We start from the raw sequence: 26,478 nt of genomic DNA, 5'->3' as shown, positions 1-26,478 counted from the left end.
AACCACATGAGGGGCATCCGCGATGGAGACCGAACTGATCCGCCTGCTTCAGGAGCAGCAGCGGGTGCTGCGCCTGGCCAAGCAGGCAAGACCCGCCGACGGCGTACCGCCGGGTCTGATCGGTCTGCTGGCGGAACTGGACCGGATGGCCGGGCAGGGGTGCCACCTGAAGGAGCTCGCGGCGCACACCTACCTGGACCCGTCCACGGTCAGTCGCGCGGTGGCGCACCTGGTCTCGCTGGGATACGTGGCGCGCACGCCCGACCCCGGGGACCGCCGCGCCAGCGTGCTCAGCGTGACGCCGGCCGGGCGCGAGGTGCTGGCCGAGACGCACGACTGGTTCGGCACCGTCGCCGCCGCCGCGCTGGCGGGCTGGACCCCCATGGAGATCGCCGACTTCGCCGCGATGCTCGCCCGCTTCTCGCGGGACATGACCACGTACCTGTCCAAGGAGGATGCGCGATGAGCGCCCAGACCGTACCCGCACCGGAGACGATGAGTCACCGCCAGATCCTGGAGGCGCTCAGCGGCCTCCTGCTGGCGCTCTTCGTGGCGATGCTCAGCGCCACCATCGTCTCGAACGCGCTGCCCCAGATCATCGGCTCGCTCAACGGATCGCAGACCCAGTACACCTGGGTCGTCACCGCCACGCTGCTGACCTCGACCGCCACCACTCCGATCTGGGGCAAGCTGTCGGATCTGATCAGCAAGAAGACGCTGATCCAGATCTCCATCGTCATCTTCGTGCTCGGCTCGATCGTCAGCGGCTTCGCGCAGGACACGCCGCAGCTGATCGCGGCCCGCGCGTTCATGGGCATCGGCGTCGGCGGCCTCCAGGCCCTGGTCCAGGTGGCGATCGCCGCGATGATCCCGCCGCGCGAGCGCGGCCGGTACAACGGCTACCTCGGCGGCGTGATGGCGCTGGCCACGGTGGCCGGCCCGCTGATCGGCGGCGTGATCGTAGACACCGACTGGCTCGGCTGGCGCTGGTGCTTCTTCGCCGGCATCCCGTTCGCGCTGGTGTCGCTGGTGCTGCTGCAGATCACGCTGCGCCTGCCGGTGGCCCGGCGGGACGACGTGAGGATCGACTACCTGGGCGCGTTCCTGATCGCGGCCGGCGTCAGCGTCATCCTGATCTGGATCTCGTTCGTCGACGGCTCGTTCGCCTGGGTCTCCTGGCAGACCGGTGTGATGGTCGGTGGCGGCCTGCTGCTGCTGGCACTGGCGGTGCTGGTGGAGTCGCGGGCCAAGGAGCCGATCGTGCCGCTGGACATCGTGCGGCAGCGCACGCCCGCGCTCAGCATCCTGGCCAGTCTCGCGGTCGGCATGGCGATGTTCGGCGGCGCGGTCTTCCTGGGCCAGTACTTCCAGATCGGCCGCGGCTACAGCCCGACCGAGGCCGGTCTGCTCACCATCCCGATGATGGCCGGCGTGCTGATCTCCTCGATCGTGGCGGGCCGAATGATCACCAAGAGCGGCAGGGTCAAGCCCTACATCATCACGGGTACGGTCGTGCTGGTCCTCGGCTTCCTGGCGCTCTCCACCATCGATCACCAGACGTCGCTCTACCTGGTCGGCGGCGCGATGCTGCTGGTCGGCGCCGGCGTCGGCCTCTCCATGCAGAACCTGATCCTGGCCGTGCAGAACGACGTGCCGCTCAAGGACATCGGCGCGGCCAGCGCCACGGTCACGTTCTTCCGCTCGCTCGGCGGCACGATCGGCGTGTCGGTGCTCGGCGCGGTGCTGGCCCGCCGGGTCGGCGACTCGATCACCCGCGACCTGACCGCGGCCGGCATCCCGGCCGGCGGCGACTCCGGCACCAGCGCGCTGAACCTGGCCGCGCTGCCGGCGCCGGTGCAGGAGATCGTCCGCGCCGCGTACGGCGACGCGACCGGCCACATCTTCCTGATCTCCGCCGCGATCGGCGTGATCGGCATCCTGGCCGCGATCCTCCTCAAGCCGACCATGCTCCGCTCCAGCCTCGACCTGGGCGAGAAGCTGGAGGTCGCGGAGGGTTCGCAGGTCACCGAGGGCGGCCCGGTGGCGAAGGCCGCCCGCTAGGGCGGATCTGGTGGATCTCGTCGAGCCGAGGCCACGCCGCAGGCCGGCGAAGATCCACCAGACACGCCCTGGGGCGACGGCCCCGCGACCACGCAGGTCGCGGGGCCTGTTGACGTTCCGGCTGTACCGCGCGATCCTGGGGCTCGCCAGAGGGGACGCGGATGCCGGCCTATGACGTGATCGTGCTGGGACTGGGCGGAATGGGCAGCGCCGCCGCGTATCACCTGGCCGCGCGCGGCCGGCGGGTGCTCGGCCTGGAGCGGTTCGGGCCCGCGCACGACCAGGGCTCCAGCCACGGCGGCTCGCGCATCATCCGGCAGGCGTACTTCGAGGATCCGGCGTACGTACCGCTGCTGCTCCGCTCCTATGAATTGTGGGACCGGCTGGCCGTGGACTCCGGCGCGGACGTGATCACGCGGTGCGGCGGCGTGATGATCGGCCCGCCCGGCAGCCGCACGGTCGCCGGATCACGGCGCAGCGCGCAGCGGTGGGGCCTGCGGCACGAGATGCTGGACGCGGCCGAACTGCACCGGCGCTTCCCGACGCTGCACCCCGGGCCGGACGACGTGGCGCTCTACGAGGCCGAGGCCGGGTTCGTCCGCCCGGAGCCGACCGTCCGCGGGCACCTGAACCTGGCCGCGCGGGCCGGCGCGGAGCTGCGCTTCGGCGAGCCCGCGCTGGCCTGGGAGGCGACCGCGGCCGGCGTGCGGGTGACCACCGCCACCGGCCGGTACGACGCGGGTCACCTGGTGGTGGCGCCGGGCGCGTGGGCGCCGCGGGTGCTGGCCGGCCTGGGCGTGCCGCTGGAGGTGGAGCGGCAGGTGCAGTTCTGGTTCGCGCCCGGCGCGTCGATCGCGAATTTCACGCCGGACCGGCACCCGATCTACGTCTGGGAGGACGCGGACGGTTCGCAGATCTACGGCTTCCCCGCGCTGGACGGCCCGGAGGGCGGCGTCAAGGTCGCGTTCTTCCGCGGCGGCGCGAGCTGCACGCCGGAGACGATCGACCGCGAGGTGCATCCGGCGGAGGTCGCCGCGATGGCCGCGCGGTTCGGCCGGCTGCTGCCGGGCGGGGCCGGGCGGTTCCTGCGCGCCAAGACCTGCATGTACACGAACACGCCGGATGAGCACTTCGTCATCGCGGCGCACCCGGAGCACCCCACCGTCACGGTCGCGTGCGGCTTCTCCGGGCACGGCTTCAAGTTCGTCCCGGTGGTCGGCGAGATCCTGGCCGACCTGGCCATCACGGGCACGACCGCCCATCCGATCGCGCTGTTCGACGCCCGGCGCCCCCGACTCGCCCACGGTTCGGGTGCAGTACCGACGTAATCGCCTAAGAGACGCGCGATTCCTGTCGAACTGCAACCCAGGCCACCTAGACCGCCACAGCTGATGCGGCCCGGTCACCACCGGGAGGTAGCCGTTGTCCGCATCTGCTAATTGGAGGTCGGTGTTGAGTGCAGCCGTGCACCGCAAATCGCGGCTGAGCGGGATCCTCAGGCCTGGTCGCGGATCGAGCGTCACCACGTCGGGGCAGAAGCTCCGGCAGGGCCGCCCGATCCGTCAGCGCCTGGCCACACTGTTGGCTGTCCCGCTCGCCGGTATTCTCGCTCTCCTCGGCGTGCTCGCCGTGGACAGCGCCCAGGACTACAACGACGCGCGGGACACCACCCGCAGCGTCACGCTCGCTCTCGGCGTGCAGCAGCTGGTTCAGGCGCTGCAGGACGAGCGCGGCGCCACCGCCGGCCTGCTCACCGGCAACGATCTGGTCGCGGCCCGGCTGGCGCCGGCCCGCGAGGCCGTCGACCAGCGGCGGCGCGAGGTCGCCGCGATGGTGGCCGAGGACGACCAGGCCGCGATCGACGACCGGATCAGCTCCACGCTCGCCTCGCTGACCGCGCTGGACAACTTCCGGGGCCAGGTCGACGCGAAGTCCGCCAAGCTGAACAGCGCGGTCGTGTTCTTCACGGACAAGATCACCGCGCTGAACACGATCGACTTCGAGCTGGACCGGCTGGGCGACACCTCGCTGCGCCGCATGGTGACCGTGCTGAACGCGCTGAACGTGATCAAGGAGTCGTCCTCGCAGGAGGCGGTGCGCCTCAACGAGGTGTTCCTGCGCGGCACGTTCGAGGTCAACGGCGTGAACGAATACGTCGACTACGCCAGCCTCATCGCGCAGAACGACGCGGCGATCGCCGAGTTCTCCTCCTCCGCGACCCAGTCGCAGCGGGAGCGGCTCGCCGCGGTGATGGACACCGGCTCGGCCCGGACCGTGGAGCGGTTCCGGGAGATCGCGGACGAGTCCGCGGACGGCCGGGAGATCTTCGCGGACACCGGCCTCTACTCCAACGCGATGACGCAGTTCCTGAACGGCGTGACCAAGGTGCAGGAGGAGGTCGGCAACGAGATCCGGGGCCGCGCGTCCGAGCTGCAGACGCTCACGCTGAACGCGATCCTGCTGCTGACCGCCATCGTGGTGGCCTGTTTCGCGGTCGCGATCACGGTGCTGATCTTCGCGTCCCGGTCGATCACCCGGCCGCTGGCGGCGCTGGCCGCCGAGGCCGACCACATCGCCGAGGTGCGGCTGCCGCAGGCGGTGGCCATCGCCCAGGAGATGTCGCCGGACGAGGAGCGTCCGCGCCTGACCCCGGTCCGGCTGGCCCGCGGCGCGTCCTCCGAGATGCGGTCGCTGGCCGAGGCGTTCGAGCACGTGCAGGCCACCGCGTACACGCTCGCCACCGAGCAGGCGCTGCTGCGGAAGTCGACGACCGAGTCGCTGGCCAACCTGGGCCGCCGCAACCAGAACCTGCTCCGCCGTCAGCTCGGCTTCATCACCACGCTGGAGCGGGAGGAGACGGACCCGTCCGCGCTCGCCAACCTGTTCGAGCTGGACCACCTGGCCACCCGTATGCGACGGAACGCGGAGAGCCTCCTGGTGCTCGTGGGCACGTCCAGCCCGCGGCAGTGGTCGGCGCCGCTGCCGATGGCGGACGTCATCCGGGCCGCGGTCTCCGAGGTCGAGGAGTACCGCCGGGTCTCGTTCCGCCGCATCGACGACGCCAACATCGTCGGTGCCGTGGTCAGCGGCGTGGCGCACCTGCTCGCCGAGCTGATCGAGAACGGCCTGACGTTCTCCCCGCCGGACTCGGACGTGGAGATCCAGGGCCGCCGCGTCGGCGACCAGTACCTGATCGCGATCGTCGACCAGGGCGTCGGCATGAGCGACACGGACATCGAGGCCGCCAACGCGCGTCTGCGCGGTGAGGGCGACTTCATCACGGCGCCGGCCCGCTACCTCGGCCACTACGTGGTCGGTCAGCTCGCCCGGGACATGGGCGCGGAGGTGAAGCTGGCGTCCTCGCCGGTCACCGGCGTCACGGCCCGCGTGCTGCTGCCCTCCTCGGTGATCGCCTCCGCGGCGACGCCGGCGGTCCGGGACGGGGAGATCGTGGACGAGCGGCCCGCCATGCCGGTCATCCCGGTCCGGCCGCAGCCGCCGGAGCCGCCGGCGTCGATCGCGCCCGCACCGGCCTTCCGGCCGCCGCAGGCCCCGCAGGCTCCGCAGGCCCCCGAGGTCAGCCGGCCGCTGGTCAGCTCCGGCGCGCCGACCCAGGCACCGGACGCGCCGTACCTGGCGATCGGCGGACGGGTCAAGCCGAGCGTGGTCGAGTACCTGACCGTGCCGCCGTCCCCCGAGGTCGCGGCCGCGGAGGCCGCCGCCGAGGCGGTCGCGGAGCAGTCCTCGCCGCGTCCCCGGACGATCGAGACCGGCGAGGTCGAGCGCACCCGGAACGGTCTGCGCAAGCGCGCACCGCGGACCAGCCGGCCCGCGGCCGAGGCCGCACCGGCCGCGCCGAGCGTGCCGGAGGCACCCGCGGCGATGGTCGACTCCTCGCCGGCCGAGGTGCGCAACCGCCTCACGGCGCTGCGGGCGGGCATGCAGCGTGCGAACACCGATGTACGAACCAACCACCCCCACGGCACCGAAGGCGGAGGCACCAGCGCATGAGCGTCGACACTCAGACCGACCGGCACCAGTTCAACTGGCTGCTCGGCAACTTCGTGCACCAGACCGACGGGGTGAAGGACGCGGTCGCGGTCTCCTCCGACGGCCTGCTCATCGCGTGCTCGGACGGGCTCAACCGGACCGAGGCGGACCACCTGGCGGCGATCGTCTCCAGCATGGCCAGCCTGGCCCGGAGCGCCTCGAAGAAGTACGAGTTCGAGGGCCTGAAGCTGATCATGATCGAGATGAAGCGGGGCTTCCTGCTGGTCTCCGTCATCACCGGCGGCAGCGTCCTCGGCGTGGTGGCCACCGGCGACAGCGATCTGGGCCTGATCGGCTACGAGATCTCCACGCTGACCGAGCGGTTCGGCACGCTGCTCACGCCGGCCCTGATCGCCGAGTCCCGACGTCACCTGGGCCTGTGAACGTCGACCCGGAGTCCGGACTGCGGATGCCGGATCCGCGGATGTTCCCGCAATGGCAGCAGAAGCAGCCGGAGCGGCGCCGGACAGACGACCACGCCGGGCACCGCGCCCCGGACGGGTCCTCCTCCGAGGCGGAGGACCCGGTCGTCCGGCCGTTCCTGGTGACGGGCGGCCGGACCCGGCCGCTCGCGGACAACCTCCGCATCGAGACGCTGCTCTTCGCGCAGCCGGCGGCGCTCTCCGCGCCGCTGCGGTTCGAGGCGGAGCGGATCGTCCAGCTCTGCCAGGCGCCGATGTCCCTGGCGGACCTCGCCGCCGCGCTGCGCACGCCGCTCGGCGTGACGCGGGTGCTGGTCGGAGACCTGATCGCCGAGAAGTACATCCAGGTCTCCGAACAGCAGAACGAGCTGTCCATCGAATTGATCGAAAGGATCAGGGATCGTGTACGCGCCCTCTAGCCGCCTGACGACACCGATCTCGGTGAAGATCGTGGTGAGCGGTGGGTTCGGCGTCGGGAAGACCACTTTCGTGAGTGCGATTTCCGAGATCGAGCCCCTGATCACCGAGGCCGAGATGACCGAACGGTCGATCGGCATCGACGACACGTCACAGGTCGCGGCCAAGACCACCACCACGGTGGCACTCGACTTCGGCCGCATCACCCTCGACGAGTCGCTGGTCCTGTACCTGTTCGGCACGCCCGGACAGGACCGGTTCGCGTTCCTCTGGGACGACCTGGTCGACGGCGCGCTCGGCGCCGTGGTGCTGGTCGACACGCGCCGGATCGAGGACTGCTTCCCCGCGCTGGACTACTTCGAGGAGCACAACATCCCGTTCCTGCTCGGGGTGAACGTGTTCGAGTCGGTCAACCGGTTCGACCTCGGGGAGATCCGCGAGGCGCTCGGCGTGGCCGACCACGTGCCGGTCGTCGAGTGCGACGCCCGGTCCCGCGAATCGGTCAAGGGCATCCTGGTGTCCCTGATCGAGCAGGTCCTCGCGGCCCGGCTGGGCCACGGCCGGGCCATGGCCACCCGCTGAACCGACGACACCGTGCTCCGGCCGGCGTGCCCCGTGTGGCGCGCCGGCCGGAGCCGTGTCTGAACCGGATCGTGGGTGCCCGCCGTACCTCATGGTCGACGGGGTTTTCTCGCCACGATCCTCTGGGGGCGGCATGCGGGCACGGCGGTTCACGGCGCTGGTGATGGGGGCCGCGCTGCTGGCGCTGGGCGCGTGCGGATCGCCACCCGAGTCGTGGGTGTCGGCCCCGCCGCCGGTCTCCGCGCCGTCCGCCGCCGCGCCGTCCGCGCCGGCCCCGGCCGCGCCGTCCGAGCCCGCGCCGACCGGCCCGGTGCCGGAGCTGCTGCGATTCACCGGCACCACGCTGGACGGCAGAACCTTCGACGGTACGTCGCTGGCGCACAAGCCGGCCGTGCTGTGGTTCTGGGCGCCGTGGTGCGCGACCTGTGCCGGCCAGGGCTGGATCATCGCGGAGCAGGCGCCGCGCTACGCGGGCCGGGTGCCGATCGTCGGCGTGGCCGGGCTCAGCACGGACACCGCCGCGATGGACTCGTTCGTCACCACCTACGAGCTCGGCGCCGTGCCGCAGATCAACGACGGCGCCGGCGAGCTGTGGAAGCGGTTCGAGGTGACCCGGCAGTCCTACTACGTCATGATCGATGCCAAGGGCGAGGTCGTGCACAAGGGCTGGCTCGACGAGCAGGACTTCGTGGCCTGGCTCGACCGGCTGGCGGCCTGAGCCGTGGACACCGCCGGGCTGCTGCTGGCGCTCACCGCGGGCATGCTGGCCGCGTTCAATCCGTGCGGCTTCGCGATGCTGCCCGCGTACCTCTCCGTGCTGGTCGCCGCGGACGCGCCCGGCGGGCGCTGGGCCGCGGCCGGCCGTGTGGTCACCTCCACGCTCGCGATGACCGCGGGCTTCGTGGCCGTGTTCGGCACGCTCGGGTTCGCGCTCGCGCCCGCGATGGGGTGGCTGCAGCCGCGGCTGCCCTGGCTGACGCTCGCCTCCGGTGCGATCCTGGCCGTGCTGGGCGTGCTGCTGGCGACCGGGCGCCGGCTGCCGAGCCTGCCGCTGATCCGCCGCGCGCCCGCGCTCACCCGCTCGCTGCCGTCCATGGCCCTGTTCGGCGCCGCGTACGCGCTCGCGTCCGTGAGCTGCACGATCGTCCCGTTCCTGGCGATCGTGGGGGTGTCGCTGAGCGGCGGCTCGGCCGCGCTGTTCGGCGCGTACGCGGCCGGGATGGCGCTGGTGGTCGGGGTGACCGCGCTCGCGGTGGCGCTGGTCCGCACGTCGCTGCTGTCCCGGGTGCGCCGGGCGAGCGCGGTGGCGCCGCGCGCCGGCGGCGTGCTGCTCGCGGTCGCCGGCCTCTACATCACCTACTACGGCTGGTACGAACTGCGCGTCCTCCACGACGCCCGGTGGGCGGGCGCGGACCCGGTGGTGGAGGCCGCGCTGGGCGTGCAGGAGGCGCTGGTGTCCACGGTGGAGCGGATCGGTGTGCTGCCGCTGGTGGCGGCGTTCGGCGTGCTGCTGCTGGCGGTCGGCCTGATCCGCCGCGGACGCCTCGGCGCCGAGTGACCCTCACGTATGGTGGACCGGAGGAAATCGATATTTTCCGGGGGTCCCCGTGCCGCAGGGCGTCGCCTTCGACATCCCGTACCCGTCGGCTGCGGTCGCCCCTCCGGAGATCGAGCGGGCCGCGGCCGGCACCCTGGGCTGGGCGCGTGACCTCGGCCTGATCCGCAGCGGCGCCGCCGCGGACCGGGTCGCCGGCTGGCGGCTCGCCGAGCTGGCGGCGCGCTTCAACCCGGCCGCGCACGGCGACGACCTGCTGCTCGCCGCGCACCTGCAGTGCTTCCTGTTCCTCTTCGACGACCAGTTCGACGACGCGCCCGCGGGCCCGCGCGCCGCCGCGGTCGCGGCCGCCCGGCAACTTCTCGCGCTGCTGCACGAGCCGCCGGGCACGCCGCCGCCGCACGCCGTGCCGGCCACGCTCGCCTGGGCGGACGTGTGGGCGCGCAGTTGCGCCGGGATGTCCGCCGCGTGGCGCACCCGGGCCGCGCAGGACTGGGCCGGATACCTGGCCGGCGTGCTGGTCGAGGCGCAGCCGCCGGCGCTCGCGCCGCCCGCCACGGTCACCGAGCACCTGGCGCTGCGGCGGCCGACCGTCGGCGCGTACCCCGTGCTCGACCTGGCCGAGCGTGTCCAGGGCTGCGAGCTGCCGGACGTCGCGTTCCACACGCCGCTGCTGCAACGCCTGCGCACGCTCACGGCCGACATCGCCGGACTCTGCAACGACGTGGCCTCGGTCGAGGTGGAGGAGCGCCGCGGCACCCGGCGCAACGCGGTCCTGATCCTGGAGGACGCCGGTGGCCACGCCCGCGCCGACGCGGTCACCGAGACGGTACGCCAGGCGCACGCACTGATCACGGAGCTGACCGGGCTGGAGCGGCTGGTTCCGGACACCGCGGCCGCGATCGGGCTGGACGCGGCCGAGCGCGCCGCGGTGGACCGCTACATCCGGGTGGCGCTGCACGCGCTGATCCGCGGCAACTACGACTGGCAGCGCCACACGTCCCGCTACGACCCGGCCGCGCCGCCGGTTCCGTCCGAGGACCTCGTCTGAGCTCAGATCGCGGCGATCGTGCGCGGGGCACGCTCGGCGCGGCTGAGCGCGCGCAGCACGGCGAGCGGGCCGTGGCGGCGGACCGCCAGCCGGTGCAGCAGCGTGAGCACCGGGTCCAGCACCTCCTCGGGCAGCGCGGGCGTGGGGATGCCGGCGCTGACCGCCAGGTCGTCCACGTGCACCGAGATCTCCAGCATGCGGGTGGTGAGGAAGTCCTCCACGGTCAGCGCCCAGCCGGTCCACGGCAGCAGCACCGGGCGCGCCGGCTGCTCCGTGGCCAGATGTTCGCGGAGCGCGTCGAGCGCGGCGCGGGTACGGGCGGCCAGCGCGGCCGGGCCCTCCGCGGCCTCGGCGTCGCCGGTGTCGCGGATCATCGTGTTGGCGGGGTCGTCCAGGTCCGCGCCGACCCAGGCGGACCGCGTGTAGTGCTCGACCAGCGGGATCGGCGCGGCGTCCGGCGCGGGCGCCCGCAGCACCTGCGCGGCCTGGGTCACGGCGCGGGCCAGGTGGCCGGCGAGCGCGGCGACGGTCATCCGCTCCAGCGCGCTCGGCCGGTCCCAGACCGCGGCCACCCGTTCGTCGGCCACCAGCGCGGCCACCGCCTCGGCGGCGGACAGATAAGACCATGTCATGGGTACGTAATATGCCTCACTCCGGAATGTCTCAGGAGCGGGCGGGCGGCACCGATCGTCGGCGCGTGAACCCCATGCCGTCGATCACCCAGCGCGTGCACGTCGGCCGCCAGCCGATCTTCGACTCGCGCGGCACGGTCGTGGCGTACGAGCTGCTCTTCCGCGGCAGCATGGAGGCGGTGGACGCGTCCGCCCGGGACGCGTACGCGACCAGCCAGGTGCTGATCAACGTGTTCACCGAGTTCGGCATCGCGGAGGTGGCCGGCGACCGGCTCTGCTTCATCAACCTGACCCGCGAGTTCATCGTCGGCAAGGTCGCGCTGCCGTTCGGGCCGGAGAACGTGGTGCTGGAGATCCTGGAGACCGTGGTCCCGGACGACGAGGTGGTGGCCGGCGTGACCGCGCTGGTCGAGGCCGGCTACCGGATCGCGCTGGACGACTACGTGCACGGCTCCGGGCACGAGCGGCTGCTGCCGCTGGCCTCCTACCTCAAGCTGGACATGCTGGACGGCGACGAGGCCCGGTTCGACGAGGTGGCCTCGGTCTGCCGGGAGTACCCGGGCATCCAGATCGTGGCGGAGCGGCTGGAGACCGCGGAGCACGTCGCGCTCGCCGACCGCTACGGCTTCGAGCTGCGCCAGGGTTACGCGCTGAGCCGCCCCCGGGTGATGACCGCGACCAGCCTGTCCCCGTCCCGGCTGGTCCGGCTGCAGCTGGTGCCGGCGCTCGGCGACGCGGACATGGACCGCGTGATCAGCACCATCGTCAGCGATCCGGCACTGGCGCTGCGGGTGTTGCGCGCCACCAACTCGGCGGCGGCCGGTGCCGCGTACAAGGTCTCCTCGGTACGCCAGGCCGTGGTGCTGCTCGGCCTCACCCAGATCCGCCAGTGGGCGATGATCATGGCGCTCGGCGACGCGGTCGAGGCCACCGACGAGCAGCTCACCACCGCGCTGCTGCGCGCCCGGTTCTGCGAGAGTCTGGCCGAGGGCATGCGCGCGTCGCCGGACGCCGCGTTCACCGCGGGCCTGATCAGCGGCGTGGCCGAGGTGCTGAGTGTGACCCCGGCCATGCTCGCCGACCGGCTGCCGCTCGCGGACGACGTGGCCGGCGCGCTGATCGACGGTTCCGGCACGCTCGGCGACGTGCTCCGTACCGTGGACGCGTTCTCCCGCGGCGACCTGGACGCGGTCGCGCCCTCCGCGCGCGGCACCGACCTGGTCCGCGCGTACGTGGACGGCTGGCGCTGGTCCGCCCGGATGGTCGCGGCCACGACGGTGCCGGCCTGACCCGATGATCGCCCGGCGGGACCGCATGGCAGGGTGACCGCCATGGACGCGCTGGATGTGCGGGGGCTGCGGCGCAGCTTCGGGGACCTGGTGGTGCTCGACGACGTGAGCTTCACGGTGCGCGCGGGCCAGGCCGGCGTGGTGACCGGGCCGAACGGATCGGGCAAGACCACGCTCCTGCGCTGCGTGGTGGGCGCGGACCGGCCGGACGACGGCGAGATCACCTCGGCGGGCCGGCGGCTGGACGAGGCGGACCCGTGGACGCGCTCGATCATGGCGGCCGCGCTGGACGACATCGACTTCTTCCCGGACCTGTCCGTGGCCGAGCACCTGGAGCTGCTGGCGACCGCGCACGGCGGCGGCGGTGACCCGGTCGGCGAGGTGCTGGCCGAGCTGGGCCTGGACCGGGCGCGCGACCAGCTGCCGGCCACGCTCTCCAGCGGGCAGCGGCGGCGGCTCGCGCTGGCGTCGTGCTTCGTCCGGCCGCGGCGGCTGCTGATCCTGGACGAGCCGGAGCAGCGGCTGGACGTCCGTGGCCGCGGCTGGCTGGCCGAGCGGCTGCTGCGCGAGAAGGCGGCCGGCGTGGCGGTGCTGATGGCCTCGCACGACGAGGAGCTGATCGAGGCCGTCGCGGACGTCCGGATCGAGATCGGCGGATGAGCGAGCGGGCGAGCGAATCATCGGTGCAGCGCCGGCCCCGGCGGGACCGCGACGTGCCGGGAGGTCCGGCATGAGCGGACGGCCGGGGCCCGGCGTCCGGCAGGTCCGGGCCCGGCTGCGGCGGCTCCGGCGCCGGCACCACCGCACCTCGTTCGGGGACGTGCTCACCGACCTGTACATGCTGGCGCTGCTGGCCGCGCTCTACGGCTGGGTGCTGGCCGACATGAGCCGCTCGTTCCTGCGGTCGCCGCTGGTCGGCGCCGGCGACCCGGCGGAGCAGCGCTGGCTGCTGGTGGCCGCGATGCTGACCGCGGCCGGGTTCGGCTGGGCCGGGCTGCGCGCGATGGGGCCGGTCTTCGTCGGCCCGGCGCTGCAGTCCTGGGTGGCCAGCGCACCGGTCGACCGGCGGGCGCTGCTGCTGCCCCGGTTCACCGGCCTGCTGGCCGGCGCCACCGCGACCGTGGCCGTGCTGGGCTTCCTGCCGGGCCCGCTGTCCGGGTTCGCGGGCGGCCCGGGCGGGACCGTGCACGCGACGCTGCTCGGTGCCGCGACCGGATTGCTGGCCGGCGCCGGCGCGGTGGTGATGCAGGGCGCGCGCCGGGCCCGCGGGCTCGCGGAGCTGCCCGGGCGCGTGCTGATCGGCGCGGGCGCGCTCACCGCCGCCGCGGTGGTGGCGCTGCACTTCACGGGTACGGCCATGGTGCACCCGGGCCTGCGCGTGCCGGCCGCCGTACCGCCGCTGGTGTTCCTGGCGGCCGGCACGGCCGTGGTGTTCGCGGTCCGGGCGCTGGCCCGGGTGGACCGCGCGGTGACCACGACCGGCGCGCAGTTCGCCGGCAGCGCCGCCGCGGCCGCGGTGATGCTCGACCCCACGCTGATCGCGGACCTGCTGGAGGTGCGCCGCTGGCGCGCGATCGGCCGGGTCCGCAGCCGCCGCTTCCACCGCGGGCCGGCGCTCGGCGGCCCGCCCCGCGCCTGGGCGCTGGTGCAGGCGGAGCTGCGGCGGGCGGTGCGGCGGCGCGGCGCGCTGCTCGGCTGGGCCGCGCTGGTGCTGGTGCAGTACGCGGTGGCGCTGGCCGTGCCCGGGCTGGCCGGGCCCGCGCACGTGCTCACCACGTTCCTGGCCGGCGACCGGCTGGCCGGCGGGCTGCGCGCGATCACCCGCTCGCCCGGCCTGCGCCGCGCGCTCGGTGGCGGCGACACCGCGCTGAAGCTGGCCCACCTGGTCGTGCCCGCGCTGGCCGCGACGCTGTTCTTCCTGGTCACCACGCCGGTCGCGGGCACGCGTCCGCTGTGGACGGACGCGGTGCTGCTGGCCGGCGCGGTCGGCGCGGTGTACCGGTCCGGCACCCGGCGCGCGATGGTCTACGACGGGCCGGTGGTGGAGACGCCGTTCGGGCTGATCCCGGCGGACCTGCTGCGGCAGCTGGGACGGGGCTGGGACGTGGTGGCGCTGCTGATCGTCGTGGATCTGATCGCAACCGGATGACCACTGTGGGTGATCGTCGCCGGGCGGGTGACGGTGCGACGGCGTACCCCCGCGAAGCCCCGCGGGTTTGTATGCTGGGCCGGGGCGAAGGGCGGATGCCTGCGACAATGGAGGTGTCATGGCTGGCCTCGTCGAGCTGCGCGGCGTCGGCAAGCGGTACGGCCGATCACGCACCGTGTTGGACGACATCGACCTGGTGATCTACCCGGGCGAGGTCGTCGGCGTGATCGGCGGCAACGGCTCGGGCAAGTCCACGCTGCTGCGCATCGTCGCCGGGCTCTCGCCGGTCACGTCCGGCACCGTGGTGGCCCGGCCCCGCGCGATCGGGTACGTGCCGGAGCGCTTCCCCACCCAGGCGCGCGTCTCGGCGCGCTCCTACCTCACGCACATCGGCCGGATCCGCGGGCTCGGCACGCGCGCCGCGCGCGCCCGCGCGGACGAACTGCTCAGCCGGCTCGCACTGGTCGGCGGGGCGAACGCGGAGTTGCGCCGGCTCTCCAAGGGCAACGCGCAGAAGGTCGCGGTCGCGCAGGCGCTGATGGTCCCGCCGCAGTTGCTGGTGCTGGACGAGCCCTGGTCCGGGCTGGACGCGGCCGCGCACGAGGTGCTGGCCGAGCTGATCGCGGAGACCGCGCGCGAGGGCGGCGCGGTGGTGTTCACCGACCACCGCGAGGCCGTGGTGTCGGCCAGCGCGTCGGTGATCTACCGGATCGCGGGCGGGCGGCTCTCCACCGCGCCGTCCGGCGAGGCGCTGGCCTTCGTGGAGCTGGTCGACGCGGCGCTGGACGCGCCGGAGCCGGACTGGTGGCGGCTGCCGGGCGTGCTGGAGGCGGGCCGCGAGGACGCGGTGGTGACGCTGGAGATCGTCGCGAAGTACGCGGACGAGCTGATCTTCCAGGCGCTCGGCAACGGCTGGTCCGTGCAGTCGGTGCGCCGCTCCGCGCCGGTGCCGGTGGTGGCCGGGAGGGGCGGCGGGGACGACGTGGCGGACGCGGACGAGCGGGACGCGCCCGACGCCGGGGACGGGCGCGACCGCCGGGACGACGATTCACCTGATCGCGATGCGCCGGGCGACGCCGACACCGGCGGCGGCCGGAATCCCGGCTTCCGGGACGATGACGGTGCGCTGACCGGCTCCGATCCCGGCGACCGGGAGAAAAGCACCCGCGCCGCCAGGAGGTGGGACGAGCCGGAGGCGGGTCGAGGTGGCCCTGCCCCGGCTCGCGGCGACCGCGATCCGCGCGACGAGCGCGACCCGCACGGCGACCGCGATCCTGGCGGTGACGGCGATCCGCACGACGGCCCGGATGCGGTCGGCGGGCGTGACGACGACCCGGGCCGGGACGACGGCCGGTCGCGTGGCCGGCCCGGCGACGCCTGGCGCGCGGCCGGCGAACTGGCCGACGACGAGCCCGGCGCCCCGCGGCCCGCACCCGCGCCGCGGAAGCCCCGGCCGAACCTCACGCTGGTGAAGAACACCGACGTGGCGGAGGAGGTCCGATGATCGCGCTGGTCCGCTACTCGCTGTCCATGCTGGTGCGCAGCCAGGGCTACATCGCGCCGATCCTGCTCCACGGCACCGCGGTCACGGTGCTCACCACCGGCGACGCCGGGCCGCTGGCCGAGACGTACTCCGCCTGCGCGCTCACGCTGTTCCTGAGCATGACCTGGCTGACCGTGGTGCTGATCAACACGGAGGACCGCACGCAGCGCGCGATGACCGCGACCGCGGCCGGCGGCGAGACCCGGGTGCTGGCGGGAAACGTGCTGGCCGCCGCCTCGATCGCGGTGCTGCTGATGCTGGTGGGGCTGATCTATCCGCTCTACGCGGGCCGGCACCCGATCACCGGCGCGGGCCTGGCGGTCGGCGTGATCGCGCAGCTCACCGCCGGGTTCGCCGGGATCGCGGTGGGCCTGCTCTGCTCGCGGCTGCTGATCCGGCGTACCGGCGTGGCGGTGCTCGTCGCGGTCGGCGCGGTGGGCGTGATGGTGCTGATCCGGGTGATCCCGCCGGTCGCGCCGATGCTGGTGCTGCTCGGCAGCGAGGCGGCGCCGGAGACCATGCTGACGCCGCTCTCCGGCCTGGGCGCGGTCTCCGTGCTGATGGTCGCCGCGGCCGCCGCCACCGTCCACCACGTGGGCCGCCGTCAGGAGTGAGTCTCTTCCGACCTGGCGCCCACGGACGGATGACCGCGGCTCGCCGAGCACCTCGGGCCGGGGTGAGAATCGCTCAGTGAGCGCGGACCGTGCCGGTGACCGCGCCGAGCGACGGGCCGCCGGGCGCGGTCGCGGAGATGGTGACCGTGTCGCCGTCCTCCAGGTAGGCGCGGGTGGTGCCGTCCGGCAGCGCGATCGGGTCGCGGCCGTCCCAGGACAGTTCCAGCAGGCAGCCGTGCCGGTCCGGGGACGGGCCGCTGACCGTCCCGGACGCGAACAGGTCGCCGGTGCGCAGCGTGGCACCGTTCACGGTCAGGTGCGCGAGCTGCTGGTCCGGCGTCCAGTACATGTCCGCGAAGCGGGGCGCGGACACCACGTGCCCGTTGATCCGCACCTCGATCGCCAGGTCGAGCGCCCACGGCTTCGCCGGGCGCAGGTAGGGCAGCGGTTCCGGTTCCTGCCGCGGCGCGGGCACGCGCGCGTGGTCCAGCGCATGCAGCGGTACGACCCACGCGCCGATCGACGTGGCGAACGACTTGCCGAGGAACGGGCCGAGCGGCGTCGCCTCCCAGCGCTGCACGTCCCGCGCCGACCAGTCGTTGACCAGGCAGACGCCGAAGACGTGCTCCGCGAACGCGTCCGCGCTCACCGGCCCCTCGGACGGCACGCCCACCACGAACCCGATCTCCGCCTCGAAGTCCAGCTTGCGGGTCGGCCCGAACTCGCCGGGCCCGAGCGGGCCGGCCGGGCGGCGGATGTCGGTGCCGGAGACCACCACCGTGCCGGCCCGGCCGTGGTAGCCGATCGGCAGGTGGCGCCAGTTCTCCCGGAGCGGCGGGCCGTCCGGGCGGAAGATCCGGCCCACGTTGGTGGCGTGATGCTCGGAGGCGTAGAAGTCCGCGTAGTCGGCCACCTCGAAGGGGCGGTGCATCCGTACCGTGTGGGCGGGGTGTGCATGCCGGTCCAGGTCCACGTCGGCGAGCCGGTCGTGCACCGCGCGCCACACGGCCGGGCCGGCGGCCATCAGCGGGTTCAGCGAGGCGGCCGCGAACACGCCCGCGGACGTCAGGTCCACCACCCGGTCGCCGACCAGCGCGCCCAGCCGGCGCGGCCCGCCCGCCACGCTGAAGACGCCGTACGTCACCGGGCCCAGCTCCACGCGTAGGCCGGGTCCTCGCAGGCCGTGCCGCCCTCGCCCAGCTCCAGCGGCCGGAACGTGTCCACCATGACGGCCAGCTCGTCGACCTCGGTGACGCCGATCGAGCGCTCGGTCGCGCCCGGCTGCGGCCCGTGCGGGTGCCCGCCGGGGTGCAGCGAGATCGAGCCCTGGCCGATGCCGGAGCCCTTGCGCGCCTCGTAGTTCCCGCCGCAGTAGAACATCACCTCGTCGCTGTCCACGTTGGAGTGGTAGTACGGCACCGGGATGGCCAGCGGGTGGTAGTCGACCTTGCGCGGCACGAAGTTGCAGATGACGAAGCCGCCGCCCTCGAAGACCTGGTGCACCGGCGGCGGCTGGTGCACCCGGCCGGTGATCGGCTCGAAGTCGTGGATGCTGAACGTGTACGGGTACAGGCAGCCGTCCCAGCCGACCACGTCGAACGGGTGTTTCGGGTAGACGTAGCGGGTGCCGGTAACCCCGCGGCTGCCGCGGTGCTTGACCAGCACCGGCACGTCGGTGTCCTCGGACAGCAGCGGCGCGCCGGGCCCGCGCAGGTCCCGCTCGCAGAACGGCGCGTGCTCCAGGAACTGCCCGTACCGGGACAGGTAGCGCTTGGCCGGCGCGATGTGGCTGTTCGCCTCGATGATGTAGGTGCGCAGCGGCTCGCCCGGGGTCGGCAGCCAGCGGTGCGTGGTGGCGCGCGGCAGGATCACGTAGTCGCCCGCCGTGACGTCCAGCGCGCCGAACACGGTCTCCACGGTCGCGGCGCCGGACTCGACGTAGACGCACTCGTCGCCGATCGCGTTGCGGTAGAGCGGCGACGGCTCGTCGGCCACCGCGTACGAGATGCGCACGTCGCCGTTGCCGAGCACCAGCCGCCGGCCGGTGACCACGTCCTCCGACTGGGCGTCCTTGAACAGCTCGTGCAGCCGGAGGTGGCGGGGGAGCAGCGGATGATTCGCCGTGGTGCCCAGGCCCGGCGGCTCCCACGGCGACGCGTCCACGATCGCGGACGGGATCTCGCGGTGGTAGAGCAGCGAGGAGTCGGAGGAGAAGCCCTCCTCACCCATCAGCTCCTCGTAGTAGAGCCCGCCGTCCGGGCGCCGGTGCTGGGTGTGCCGCTTCGGCGGCACCTCGCCGACGGAACGATAGAACGCCATTGTCCCCACCTCCGGCTCATCTCTATCAGATCGAGGACGGTTCGTCGCGGGTTGACTTAGGCATCGTTAGACTTCTATGCGCGCGGCACCCGGCCGCTGGCACCGCCGACCGCCCGGCCGGCGGCGCGCCGGGGACCGGGGTGGTCGCGTTCCCGCTCACCCCGGGGAGCTGAGGCATGCTGCGGTACGCGTTCGACAACGACGACCCGGCCGCGGCCGACCGGCACCGCTACCTGACCGAGATGTACGACGGCGGCACCGCCGCGCGCCTGTCCGCGCTGGGCGACCTCGCCGGCCGGCGCTGCCTGGAGCTGGGCGCGGGCGGCGGCGGCATCGCGCGCTGGCTGGCCGGGCGCGGCGCGTCCGTGCTGGCCACCGACGTGAACGTCCGCCACCTGCCGGCCGGCGCGGGCTACCACGTGCTCCGGCACGACGTGGTGACCGAGCCGCTGCCGCCCGGCGAGTGGGACGTGATCCACGCCCGGCTGCTGCTGATGCACCTGCCGGAGCGGGAGGAGGTGCTGCGCCGGCTGGCCGGCGCGCTCGCGCCCGGCGGCGTGCTGCTGCTGGAGGATCTCGCCACCCGGGTCCGCCACGCGGTGCTGGCCGCGCCCGAGCCCGCCGACGAGGTCGCGTTCGAGACCTACCTCGACGTGCTGACCGGCCGGGTGCTGCCCGCGCTCGGCAACGACCCGGGCTGGGCGCTGCGCGTGCACGCGGCGATGCTGGCGGCCGGGCTGACCGGGGTGGACACCGAGGTGCACGCGCGCTCCTGGCCCGGCGGCACGGCCGGCGCGTTGCTCAACGCCGCGAACATCGCGCAGCAGCGGGACGGACTGCGCTCGGCCGGGCTGGACGACGGGCTGCTCGACCGGGTCACCGCGCTGATGTCCGACCCGCGCATGGTGATCCGCGCGCCGCTGCTCTACTCCACCGCCGGCCGGCGCCGGTGACCCGGGTGCTGTCACCGCCGGCCTCGGCCGGGCTGACCGCGACCCGGGGGCGCGGGTTCGGCTCGGTGATCGTGCCGGTGCTCCCGTGGGCGCGGGACCTCACCGGCTGACGATCTCCATGGCGGCCCGCGCGGCGTCGCCGTCCCAGCGGCTCGGGAACGCGTCGCGCAGGTCCCAGCCGGCGCGCCGCAGCGTGCGCTGCCGTTCCAGGTGTGCGGCCGGGCCGTCTGGGTGCACCCGGCAGATCAGGCCGGTCTCGCCCGCGCACAGGTCCACGGTCCACCGGCCGACCGGGTAGTCCGCGCGTACGGTCACGCCGGCCTCGGCCAGCTCGCGGCCGAGCCGCGCGGCCCAGCCCTTGGCCGCGTCCGGCGGCGCGTGCGCCGGGCGCGGCGGCTCCGCGGCGTACGCCAGGAAGTCCCCGATCAGGCCGGCCGGCCGCTGCTGCGCGGTCACCACCACCAGGCGGCGGCGGGCTCGGGTGATCATGACGTTGAACAGGTTCGGGTCCGCGGCGAACCGGTGCCGGGACGCCGGGTCCGCGTCGGACAGGCCGAGCGACGCGATCACCACGTCGGCCTCCGCGCCCTGGAACGCGTGCACCGTGCCGACCCGCAGCCCCATCGCCTCGATCCGCTCGACCGGGAACGCGGCCAGCAGCGCGGCCTCCAGCGCGTCCGCCTGCCCCCGGAACGGCGTGACCACGCCGATGCCGGTCCCGCCGGAGAGCCGCCGCACCTCCTCGACCACGGCCTCGACCTCGGTCCCCGGCGCGACCTGCCGGACCTCCACCGCGTCCGTGCCCTCGGTGCGCGGATGACGGGTGACCAGCGCGATCCGGTCGTCGTAGAAGCGCCGCGCGGAGAACTCGATCAGGTGCGGCACCGACCGGTAGTGCTCGTCCAGCACGGTCACCGCGGCGGCGCCGGCGGCCAGGTCGAACGCGCTGATCCGGCGGATGTCCAGCCGGTCCGCGTACCCGCCGAGGCCGTGGGTCTCCAGCGTCACGGCCACGTCCGCGTCGCCGACGAAGGACACGAACCGCAGCTGGCGCGGGTCGCCGACGACCAGCGCGGCGCGGGCGCGAGCCAGCACCGGCGCGGCCCGGATCTGGTCGATGTGCGCGGCCTCGTCCAGGATGACCAGATCGAACAGCGCCGGTACGGCCGGGAGCAGGTCCTCCGCGTCCGTGACCGTGCCGACCCAGAGCGGCAGCGCCCGGACCAGCGCCGACCCGTCCAGCGCGGCCAGCGCCTCCCGGCGGCGGGCGCGACCGGCGCGCAGCGCGGCGGCCAGCGCGGCGGCGCTGCGGCGGGCGGCTGCGTCCCAGCGCGCGGCGCTGGTGGCATCGTGGCGCAGGCGGGTGCCGATCGCGGCGGCGAGCGCGTCGTCCGCGCGGGCCAGCGCGTCCCACCGCGCGGCCAGGTCGGTGCCGCCGCACGCGGCCAGCTCGGCGGCGGCCCGCACGCTCTCGGCCGCGCGCAACGCCGTACCGGCGCGGTCGTGGGTTCCCAGCATGGCGCGCAGCCGTCGCTCGGCGCGCCGCCGCCGGAACCGCCGCCACCAGCCGACCGGCTCCGCCGCGGCCTCGTCGTGCAGGCGCCGGGCCCGTTGAAGATCGGCGTCGGGGGCGAAGGCCGCGGGTACGTCCGCGCGCAGCGCCGGCAGCAGCGGCAGCCAGTCCTCCAACTCCTCGGCCAGCGCCTCCCGGGCCAGCGCCGCGGTGATCTCCCGCTCGGCGCGCCGCACGGCCGCGGCCGCCTCGTCCACCGCGCGCGCGTCCTCGGCCAGCCGGCCCGGCGGGACGCCCTCGCCCAGCCCCGAGGTCAGCGTCGTGGCGATCTCGTCGCGCCGTTCGGCGTCGCCGAACAGCACCGGGACCGGCCCCGGATAGCGCTCCAGTAGCCCGCCCAGCACCTCGGCCGCGTGCCGCGACTGCGTGGCGACCAGCACCGAGCCGCCGCGGGCGACGGTGTCCAGCGCGGCCGCGACCACCGCGTGCGACTTGCCGTTGCCGGGCGGCCCGGAGACCACCACCACGCGTTCGGACCGGGTGCGCGCCACCACCGTGCGCTGCGCCGCGTTCAGCGGCAGCGGCGAGCTGACCTCCTGCTCCGCCGCCGTCGCGTCGCCCGGCGCGCCGGTGTAGACCGCGGCCAGCGCGGTGTGCTCCAGGCCGGTCCGGTTCGCCCAGGTCAGCAGCGTGTCCCGGGGGCCGGTGGAGGCCACGTCCCGGGCGATGTAGAGCGCGGCCGCCGCGTACGCCACCAGGTGCTCCGCGGGCGCCTTCGTCACCGGCGGCGACAGCACGTCCCGTACCGGCAGCTCGGCCGCCCACGCCAGCGACGAGATCCACGCCCTGGTGCCGGGCGCGGTCAGCCACCCGGGCCCGCCCAGCCCCGACGCCTCCTCGAACCGCGCCGCCAGCGCCCGGTCCGCCAGCAGCGGCGTGATCTCCAGGTCGCCGGCCGGCAGCAGCCGGTTGCGCAGGCCGCGCTCGATGCGTACCGGCTGCGACACCAGCGGCACCCGCACCCGCCGCAGCGTCCCGCCGATCTCCGCGCGGCCCAGCACCCACCCCCAGCCGCGCCGCAGCACCCGCTCCTCCCGGTGCAGCGCGTCCAGCCCGGCGAACCGATCGCCGACCCGCCCGTGCGGTGCCCGCTCCGGATCCGCCAGCCACGCGAACGGCTGCCCGGCCCGCGCCACGTCCAGCACCAGCTCCGACCTGGCCGGCGCCAGATCCGCCAACGCCACAAGGATCTTCCGCGGGTCCATCGCGCGCCACTCTATGCGCTGCCGCCCACCACGTCGCCGGGGCCGCGTCGTCGCAGACCCTGAACGGCCGATCAGCTGGGCGAACGACGGGTCACCAGCGCTGGCCGGGCCATGTCGCTCACTGATTGGCCGCTCAGCTCCGGGGCGGGCCGGCTGCCGACCGGCCCGCAGCTGAGCGGCCGACTTCATCTCGGCCCGTCGAGACCGCTGCCGCGGCACGCCTCGGGGCATGGAAAGGCCGGTGGCCGGGCCCTCGTTACCCGGCCACCGGCGGTGGTGGTGTCAGGAGAGGGCCTTGGGCTCCCCGTAGAGGAAGTCGTCCATGACGACCAGGTCGGTGCTGGAGGTGTCGTTGGTCCAGGCGCCGAGCGCGGCGTTGCCGGTGGTGATGCGCACCTCGGCGATGTCCGCGTCGGTGGTGACGCCGAGGAAGGACAGGCTCTTCGAGGAGGTGGTGCCGGCCGGCACCCAGTCGCCCCAGAGCAGGCCGCCCCAGCGGTCGTAGACCTCGACGCGGGTGGTGCCGGCCTTGTCGACGTCGGTGAAGACGGCGCCGAAGCCCTTCACGGCCGCGGGCGTGGTGCTGCCCGGCACGAAGAACTTGATCGTGGTCTTGTTCGAGTTGATCGGCGTGAACAGCCGCTCGGGGCTGAACGTGCCGAAGACCGACGGGTACGTCGAGTTGATGTTCCCGAACCGGACCGGCGCCGACGACGGGTTGGAGCTGTCCGCGCTGACCTGGAAGGCCGACGCGCCGGAGAAGACCGCACCGCGCGGCACGGTGGTGTTGAAGAAGTCGCGCGGCAACGCGTTCGGCGAGGACTGCGCGTCCGGCGTACCGTCCCAGTTGATCTCACGACGGCCGGCCGGCTGGGTGCCGAGCGCGCTGCCGTTGTTCGGGTTGCCGAGCAGCAGCCGGTACGCGTCCACGGTCCCCTGCAGGCCGGCGGCGTTGGCGGCCGCGCCCTGGATCTTGGTGAACGCCGCCGGAGCCGCCGGAGCCGCCGACGCCGGGCCGGACGACGGAAGCAGGGCCGCGGTGACGGCACCGGTGGTGATCGCGATGACGGCGAGACGCCTGAGCATCTGTTTCCCCTTCTGAGGAGTCGGAACTGACCTCATGACAGTGCCGTCCGGGTGCGGGGGGAGACGCGGGGTGACGCGGGGGGAAGCGCTGAAAATACAGGTCATCGCGGAGCCGACAGTCCGCTTGACGGTGACGGCCGCGAATCGAATGCTGGCCGGGAGATGACCGCGCCCCCGCTCACCCGATTCATCGGCCGCCGCCGCGACGTCAGCGAGATCCGTCGCCTGCTCGGCGAGTCACGCCTGCTCAGTCTCGTCGGCCCGGGCGGCAGCGGGAAGACGCGGCTGGCCCGGGAGGTCTGCACCGGCCCGGACACGGCCTGGGTGGCGCTCGCCGAGGCCGGCGCGGACCAGGTCGTACCGGCGGTGCTCGATGCCCTGGGGGTCGCCGAGGTGCCGGGGCGCGGGCCGGCGGACCTGATCGGCCACCGGCCGCTGCTGCTGGTGCTGGACAACTGCGAGCACCTGGTCGCGGCCGCGGCCGGGCTCGCCGGGGAGCTGCTGCGCGCCTGCCCGGGGCTGCGCGTGCTCACCACCTCGCGCGAGCCGCTGGCCGTGGCGGGCGAGCACGTCTGGTGGGTCGAGGGGCTGCCCGACGCGGATTCCGTGCGGCTGTTCGCGGACCGGGCGAGGCGGGTCGCGCCCGGCTTCACGGTCGGGGAGGGCAACGCGGACGCGGTGGCCCGGCTGTGCCGCCGCCTCGACGGCATGCCGCTGGCGCTGGAACTGGCGGCCGCCCGGGTCCGGATGCTGCCGCCGCAGCGCATCCTGGACCGCCTGGACGACGCGTTTGGCCTGCTGGTGACCGCGGACCGGGACGTGCCCGCGCGGCACGCCACGCTGCGCGCCGCGCTGGACTGGAGCTACGACCTGCTGCCCGGGCCGGAGCGCGACCTCTTCGCCCGGCTCGCGGTCTTCCGCGGCGGCTTCACGCTGGACGCGGCCGAGGCGGTCGGCGGCCCGGACGCGCTGCCGCTGCTCGCCCGGCTGGTGGACAAGTCGCTGGTCCAGGCCCAGGCGGACGGCGACCAGGAGCGGTACCGGCTGCTCGACGTGGTCCGGCAATACGCGTCCGCGCGCGGGCCGGCCGCGGACCCGGGCGCGCACGCGCACTACTACGTGGCGTTCGCCGAGCACGCGGACGCCCGGCTCACCGGCCCGGGTCAGGAGGTCTGGCTCGACCGGCTGCACCTGGAGCGGGACAACCTGCGGGCCGCGTTCGGCTGGGCGCGCGAGCACGACCCGGCCGCCGCGGTCCGGCTCGCCGTCGCGCTCGGCCACTACCACCGGCTGCGCGGCCGGTACGCGGAGGGCGGCGACCGGCTCCGGGCCGCGCTGGAACTGGCCGACGCGAGCACGCCACCGGCCGTGCTGGCCAAGGCGCTCGCCGGGCTGGGCGCGCTGGAGTTCCTGCAGTGCGCGTACGAGTCGGCCGCCGCGCGCCTGCACCGCGCGGTGGCGCTGTTCGAGCGCGCCGGCGACACGCACGGCGCGGCCCTGGCGCTGCACCGGCTCGGCGGCATCGCGCGCGAGCAGGGGCGGTACGCGGAGGCGCGCGCCCGGCACGAGCGGAGCCTGGCCGCGTGGCGCGGGCTGGGCGATCCGGCCGGCACGGCGCGCGCGGTCAAGGCGCTGAGTTTCACGGCCTGGCTGGAGGGCGACTACGCGCACGCGGCCACGCTCGCCACGGACGCACTGCGGCAGTTCCGCGAGTTGGACGACCCGGACGGGATGATCGGCGCGCTGGTCGACCTGGGCGCGGCCACGCTGCGCGGCGGCGACCCGGCGGGCGCCCGCCCGCTGCTGCGCGAGGCGCTGGAGCTGTCCCGGCGGCTCGGGTCGGCGGAGGGGATCGCGTGGTCGACCGAGCAGCTCGGGCTGGCCGCGCTGCTGCTCGGCGAGCGGGAGGACGCGCTCGGGCTGCTCCGCGAGGGGTTGCGGCTGCACCACGAGGTGGGCGACCGGTGGCGTACCGCCGGGGTGCTGGACGTGCTGGCCGGGTTGCTGGCGGACGCGCGTACCGCCGCGGTGTTGCTGTCGGCCGCGGCGGCGGCCCGCGCGGCGATCGGGACGCCGCTGCCGCCGTGCGACCGGCTGGACCGGGAGTACTGCGTGCGCACGGTGACCGCGCGGCTGGCCGGCGGGGAGCGGGAGCGCGCCGCGGCGGAGGGCGCGGCGATGCCGCTGGACCGCGCGGTGGAGCTGGCGCTCGCCGGGCCCGCGGCCGTCCCGGTGGTGAGGACGCCCCCGGCCGGGCTGGTCGTGGAGGCGCTCGGCCGGGCGCGCGTGCTGGCCGGCGGCCGGGTCCTCGGGCCGGAGGACTGGACCTACGCCAAGCCGCGCGAGCTGCTGTACCACCTGCTGACCCATCCGGGCGCGGGCAAGGACGAGATCGGCGCCGCGCTCTGGCCCGACGCCGGCCCGGCCGAGCTGCGCAACAGCTTCCACACCTGCCTCAAGCACCTGCGGCGCGCGCTCGGCGGCGCGGTCACGGTCCGGTTCACCGCGGGCGGATACCGCGTCGAGGGTGACGTCCGCTACGACGTGGACGCGTTCCTGGCGGCGGCCGACGGCGAGGACCTCGCCGCGCTCACCGAGGCGGCCCGCCGCTACACCGGCGACTTCCTGGCCGGCGTGCCGGCCGGCGACTGGGCCGCGGTCCCGCGCGACCGGCTGCGCCGCCGCTACGAGCAGGTCATGCTGACCCGCGGCGTGCTGCTCGGCCGGGAGCGCCGGTTCGCCGAGGCCGCGGAGGTGTTCACCCGGCTGATCGAGCACGACCCGCTGCTGGAGGCGGCGCACCGCGGGCTGATGCGCTGCCACGCCGCGCTCGGCAACCCGGCCCGCGCGCTCCGCCAGTACGACGACCTGGTCGGCCTGCTCCGGTCCGAGGTCGGCGCGTCCGCCTCGCCGGAGACGCGCGCGCTGCACGATCGCCTCCGGCACGCGATGGCCGCCTGATCCTTGATCGACGTGC

22 protein-coding genes are annotated in these 26,478 nt (G+C 74.5%); 17 read left to right on the top strand and 5 right to left on the bottom strand.

Translation table 11 applies throughout. The features are described from left to right. The first annotated feature begins 22 nt into the window (after positions 1 to 22). From J2S41_RS24045 to J2S41_RS24000, 10 genes are all read left to right on the top strand, one after another. Positions 23 to 466, top strand: coding sequence for a MarR family winged helix-turn-helix transcriptional regulator (locus J2S41_RS24045; protein WP_310370723.1), 444 nt, complete (start codon positions 23 to 25; stop codon positions 464 to 466). Next, the gene (locus tag J2S41_RS24040) at positions 463 to 2,061 is read left to right on the top strand and encodes an MDR family MFS transporter (RefSeq protein ID WP_310370721.1); all 1,599 of its coding nucleotides are present in this window, start codon (positions 463 to 465) and stop codon (positions 2,059 to 2,061) included. Before J2S41_RS24045 ends, J2S41_RS24040 begins: the two co-directional genes overlap by 4 nt. Positions 2,062 to 2,222: 161 nt before the next feature. Then, positions 2,223 to 3,389, top strand: a complete 1,167-nt coding sequence (solA, locus tag J2S41_RS24035; RefSeq protein WP_310370719.1) for an N-methyl-L-tryptophan oxidase — start codon at positions 2,223 to 2,225, stop codon at positions 3,387 to 3,389. Between the two features lie 292 nt (positions 3,390 to 3,681). Next, positions 3,682 to 6,072, top strand: coding sequence for a sensor histidine kinase (locus J2S41_RS24030; RefSeq protein WP_310370717.1), 2,391 nt, complete (start codon positions 3,682 to 3,684; stop codon positions 6,070 to 6,072). Next, a complete protein-coding gene (locus J2S41_RS24025; protein ID WP_310370715.1) occupies positions 6,069 to 6,494 on the top strand; it encodes a roadblock/LC7 domain-containing protein in 426 nt (141 codons plus the stop codon). The genes J2S41_RS24030 and J2S41_RS24025 overlap by 4 nt, the downstream gene beginning before the upstream one ends. After that, a complete protein-coding gene (locus J2S41_RS24020; RefSeq protein WP_310370713.1) occupies positions 6,491 to 6,952 on the top strand; it encodes a DUF742 domain-containing protein in 462 nt (153 codons plus the stop codon). Before J2S41_RS24025 ends, J2S41_RS24020 begins: the two co-directional genes overlap by 4 nt. Beyond that, entirely contained in the window at positions 6,936 to 7,532 is a 597-nt protein-coding gene (locus tag J2S41_RS24015; RefSeq protein ID WP_310370711.1) for a GTP-binding protein, read from the top strand. The genes J2S41_RS24020 and J2S41_RS24015 overlap by 17 nt, the downstream gene beginning before the upstream one ends. 133 nt (positions 7,533 to 7,665) lie before the next feature. Continuing rightward, positions 7,666 to 8,250, top strand: coding sequence for a redoxin family protein (locus tag J2S41_RS24010; protein ID WP_310370710.1), 585 nt, complete (start codon positions 7,666 to 7,668; stop codon positions 8,248 to 8,250). Positions 8,251 to 8,253: 3 nt separating this feature from the next. Next, positions 8,254 to 9,090 (top strand): cytochrome c biogenesis CcdA family protein, encoded by an 837-nt coding sequence (locus J2S41_RS24005; protein WP_310370708.1) that lies wholly within the window; start codon positions 8,254 to 8,256, stop codon positions 9,088 to 9,090. A gap of 49 nt (positions 9,091 to 9,139) precedes the next feature. Beyond that, positions 9,140 to 10,138 (top strand): terpene synthase family protein, encoded by a 999-nt coding sequence (locus J2S41_RS24000; RefSeq protein ID WP_310370706.1) that lies wholly within the window; start codon positions 9,140 to 9,142, stop codon positions 10,136 to 10,138. 2 nt (positions 10,139 to 10,140) lie between these two features. Here the strand turns inward: J2S41_RS24000 and J2S41_RS23995 are convergent, their stop codons facing one another. Continuing rightward, positions 10,141 to 10,770 (bottom strand): maleylpyruvate isomerase N-terminal domain-containing protein, encoded by a 630-nt coding sequence (locus J2S41_RS23995; RefSeq protein WP_310370703.1) that lies wholly within the window; start codon positions 10,768 to 10,770, stop codon positions 10,141 to 10,143. Between the two features lie 74 nt (positions 10,771 to 10,844). Between J2S41_RS23995 and J2S41_RS23990 the strand changes: the two genes are divergently transcribed. From J2S41_RS23990 to J2S41_RS23970, 5 genes are all read left to right on the top strand, one after another. Next, complete coding sequence (locus tag J2S41_RS23990; protein WP_310376487.1) at positions 10,845 to 12,059, top strand: EAL and HDOD domain-containing protein; 1,215 nt, start codon at positions 10,845 to 10,847, stop codon at positions 12,057 to 12,059. A 42-nt stretch (positions 12,060 to 12,101) separates the two neighbouring features. Further along, positions 12,102 to 12,719: an ABC transporter ATP-binding protein gene (locus J2S41_RS23985; protein ID WP_310370701.1), complete on the top strand. Its 618-nt coding sequence runs from the start codon at positions 12,102 to 12,104 to the stop codon at positions 12,717 to 12,719. Between the two features lie 70 nt (positions 12,720 to 12,789). Next, positions 12,790 to 14,208, top strand: coding sequence for a DUF6297 family protein (locus J2S41_RS23980; protein WP_310370699.1), 1,419 nt, complete (start codon positions 12,790 to 12,792; stop codon positions 14,206 to 14,208). Positions 14,209 to 14,326: 118 nt separating this feature from the next. Then, positions 14,327 to 15,712 carry an ABC transporter ATP-binding protein gene (locus J2S41_RS23975; protein ID WP_310370697.1) on the top strand — a complete coding sequence of 462 codons (1,386 nt, stop codon included), beginning with the start codon at positions 14,327 to 14,329 and terminating at the stop codon, positions 15,710 to 15,712. Next, positions 15,709 to 16,365, top strand: coding sequence for a hypothetical protein (locus tag J2S41_RS23970; RefSeq protein WP_310370695.1), 657 nt, complete (start codon positions 15,709 to 15,711; stop codon positions 16,363 to 16,365). Before J2S41_RS23975 ends, J2S41_RS23970 begins: the two co-directional genes overlap by 4 nt. A 73-nt stretch (positions 16,366 to 16,438) precedes the next feature. Here J2S41_RS23970 and J2S41_RS23965 read toward each other — a convergent pair whose 3' ends face one another. Together J2S41_RS23965 and J2S41_RS23960 are read right to left on the bottom strand one after the other, a co-directional pair. After that, the gene (locus J2S41_RS23965) at positions 16,439 to 17,524 is read right to left on the bottom strand and encodes a fumarylacetoacetate hydrolase family protein (protein ID WP_310370693.1); all 1,086 of its coding nucleotides are present in this window, start codon (positions 17,522 to 17,524) and stop codon (positions 16,439 to 16,441) included. Beyond that, positions 17,506 to 18,684, bottom strand: coding sequence for a homogentisate 1,2-dioxygenase (locus J2S41_RS23960; protein WP_310370691.1), 1,179 nt, complete (start codon positions 18,682 to 18,684; stop codon positions 17,506 to 17,508). Before J2S41_RS23960 ends, J2S41_RS23965 begins: the two co-directional genes overlap by 19 nt. A 176-nt stretch (positions 18,685 to 18,860) precedes the next feature. On the opposite strand from J2S41_RS23960, the gene J2S41_RS23955 reads away from it, so the two are divergent. Continuing rightward, positions 18,861 to 19,637: a class I SAM-dependent methyltransferase gene (locus J2S41_RS23955; protein WP_310370689.1), complete on the top strand. Its 777-nt coding sequence runs from the start codon at positions 18,861 to 18,863 to the stop codon at positions 19,635 to 19,637. A gap of 99 nt (positions 19,638 to 19,736) precedes the next feature. Here the strand turns inward: J2S41_RS23955 and J2S41_RS23950 are convergent, their stop codons facing one another. Then, positions 19,737 to 22,394 carry a DEAD/DEAH box helicase gene (locus J2S41_RS23950; RefSeq protein WP_310376485.1) on the bottom strand — a complete coding sequence of 886 codons (2,658 nt, stop codon included), beginning with the start codon at positions 22,392 to 22,394 and terminating at the stop codon, positions 19,737 to 19,739. Between the two features lie 303 nt (positions 22,395 to 22,697). After that, positions 22,698 to 23,501 (bottom strand): hypothetical protein, encoded by an 804-nt coding sequence (locus tag J2S41_RS23945; RefSeq protein WP_310370687.1) that lies wholly within the window; start codon positions 23,499 to 23,501, stop codon positions 22,698 to 22,700. A 162-nt stretch (positions 23,502 to 23,663) separates the two neighbouring features. On the opposite strand from J2S41_RS23945, the gene J2S41_RS23940 reads away from it, so the two are divergent. Further along, complete coding sequence (locus J2S41_RS23940) at positions 23,664 to 26,462, top strand: tetratricopeptide repeat protein (protein WP_310370685.1); 2,799 nt, start codon at positions 23,664 to 23,666, stop codon at positions 26,460 to 26,462. Positions 26,463 to 26,478 lie beyond the last annotated feature (16 nt).

Origin of the sequence: Catenuloplanes atrovinosus (assembly GCF_031458235.1) — a bacterium.
In the GTDB taxonomy this organism is placed as follows: Bacteria; Actinomycetota; Actinomycetes; order Mycobacteriales; family Micromonosporaceae; genus Catenuloplanes; species Catenuloplanes atrovinosus.
The sequence above is the reverse complement of the archived record's forward strand: the minus strand, read 5'-3'. Positions and strand labels throughout refer to the sequence as shown.

Excerpts from the sequence above, each read along its gene's own strand:
- J2S41_RS24045 (WP_310370723.1), top strand. The coding sequence starts at position 23 with ATGGAGACCGAACTGATCCGCCTGCTTCAGGAGCAGCAGCGGGTGCTG.
- J2S41_RS24040 (WP_310370721.1), top strand. The coding sequence starts at position 463 with ATGAGCGCCCAGACCGTACCCGCACCGGAGACGATGAGTCACCGCCAG.
- solA (WP_310370719.1), top strand. The coding sequence starts at position 2,223 with ATGCCGGCCTATGACGTGATCGTGCTGGGACTGGGCGGAATGGGCAGC.
- J2S41_RS24025 (WP_310370715.1), top strand. The coding sequence starts at position 6,069 with ATGAGCGTCGACACTCAGACCGACCGGCACCAGTTCAACTGGCTGCTC.
- J2S41_RS24010 (WP_310370710.1), top strand. The coding sequence starts at position 7,666 with ATGCGGGCACGGCGGTTCACGGCGCTGGTGATGGGGGCCGCGCTGCTG.
- J2S41_RS23995 (WP_310370703.1), bottom strand. The coding sequence starts at position 10,770 with ATGACATGGTCTTATCTGTCCGCCGCCGAGGCGGTGGCCGCGCTGGTG.
- J2S41_RS23990 (WP_310376487.1), top strand. The coding sequence starts at position 10,845 with ATGCCGTCGATCACCCAGCGCGTGCACGTCGGCCGCCAGCCGATCTTC.
- J2S41_RS23985 (WP_310370701.1), top strand. The coding sequence starts at position 12,102 with ATGGACGCGCTGGATGTGCGGGGGCTGCGGCGCAGCTTCGGGGACCTG.
- J2S41_RS23980 (WP_310370699.1), top strand. The coding sequence starts at position 12,790 with ATGAGCGGACGGCCGGGGCCCGGCGTCCGGCAGGTCCGGGCCCGGCTG.
- J2S41_RS23975 (WP_310370697.1), top strand. The coding sequence starts at position 14,327 with ATGGCTGGCCTCGTCGAGCTGCGCGGCGTCGGCAAGCGGTACGGCCGA.
- J2S41_RS23970 (WP_310370695.1), top strand. The coding sequence starts at position 15,709 with ATGATCGCGCTGGTCCGCTACTCGCTGTCCATGCTGGTGCGCAGCCAG.
- J2S41_RS23960 (WP_310370691.1), bottom strand. The coding sequence starts at position 18,684 with ATGGCGTTCTATCGTTCCGTCGGCGAGGTGCCGCCGAAGCGGCACACC.
- J2S41_RS23955 (WP_310370689.1), top strand. The coding sequence starts at position 18,861 with ATGCTGCGGTACGCGTTCGACAACGACGACCCGGCCGCGGCCGACCGG.
- J2S41_RS23945 (WP_310370687.1), bottom strand. The coding sequence starts at position 23,501 with ATGCTCAGGCGTCTCGCCGTCATCGCGATCACCACCGGTGCCGTCACC.
- J2S41_RS23940 (WP_310370685.1), top strand. The coding sequence starts at position 23,664 with ATGACCGCGCCCCCGCTCACCCGATTCATCGGCCGCCGCCGCGACGTC.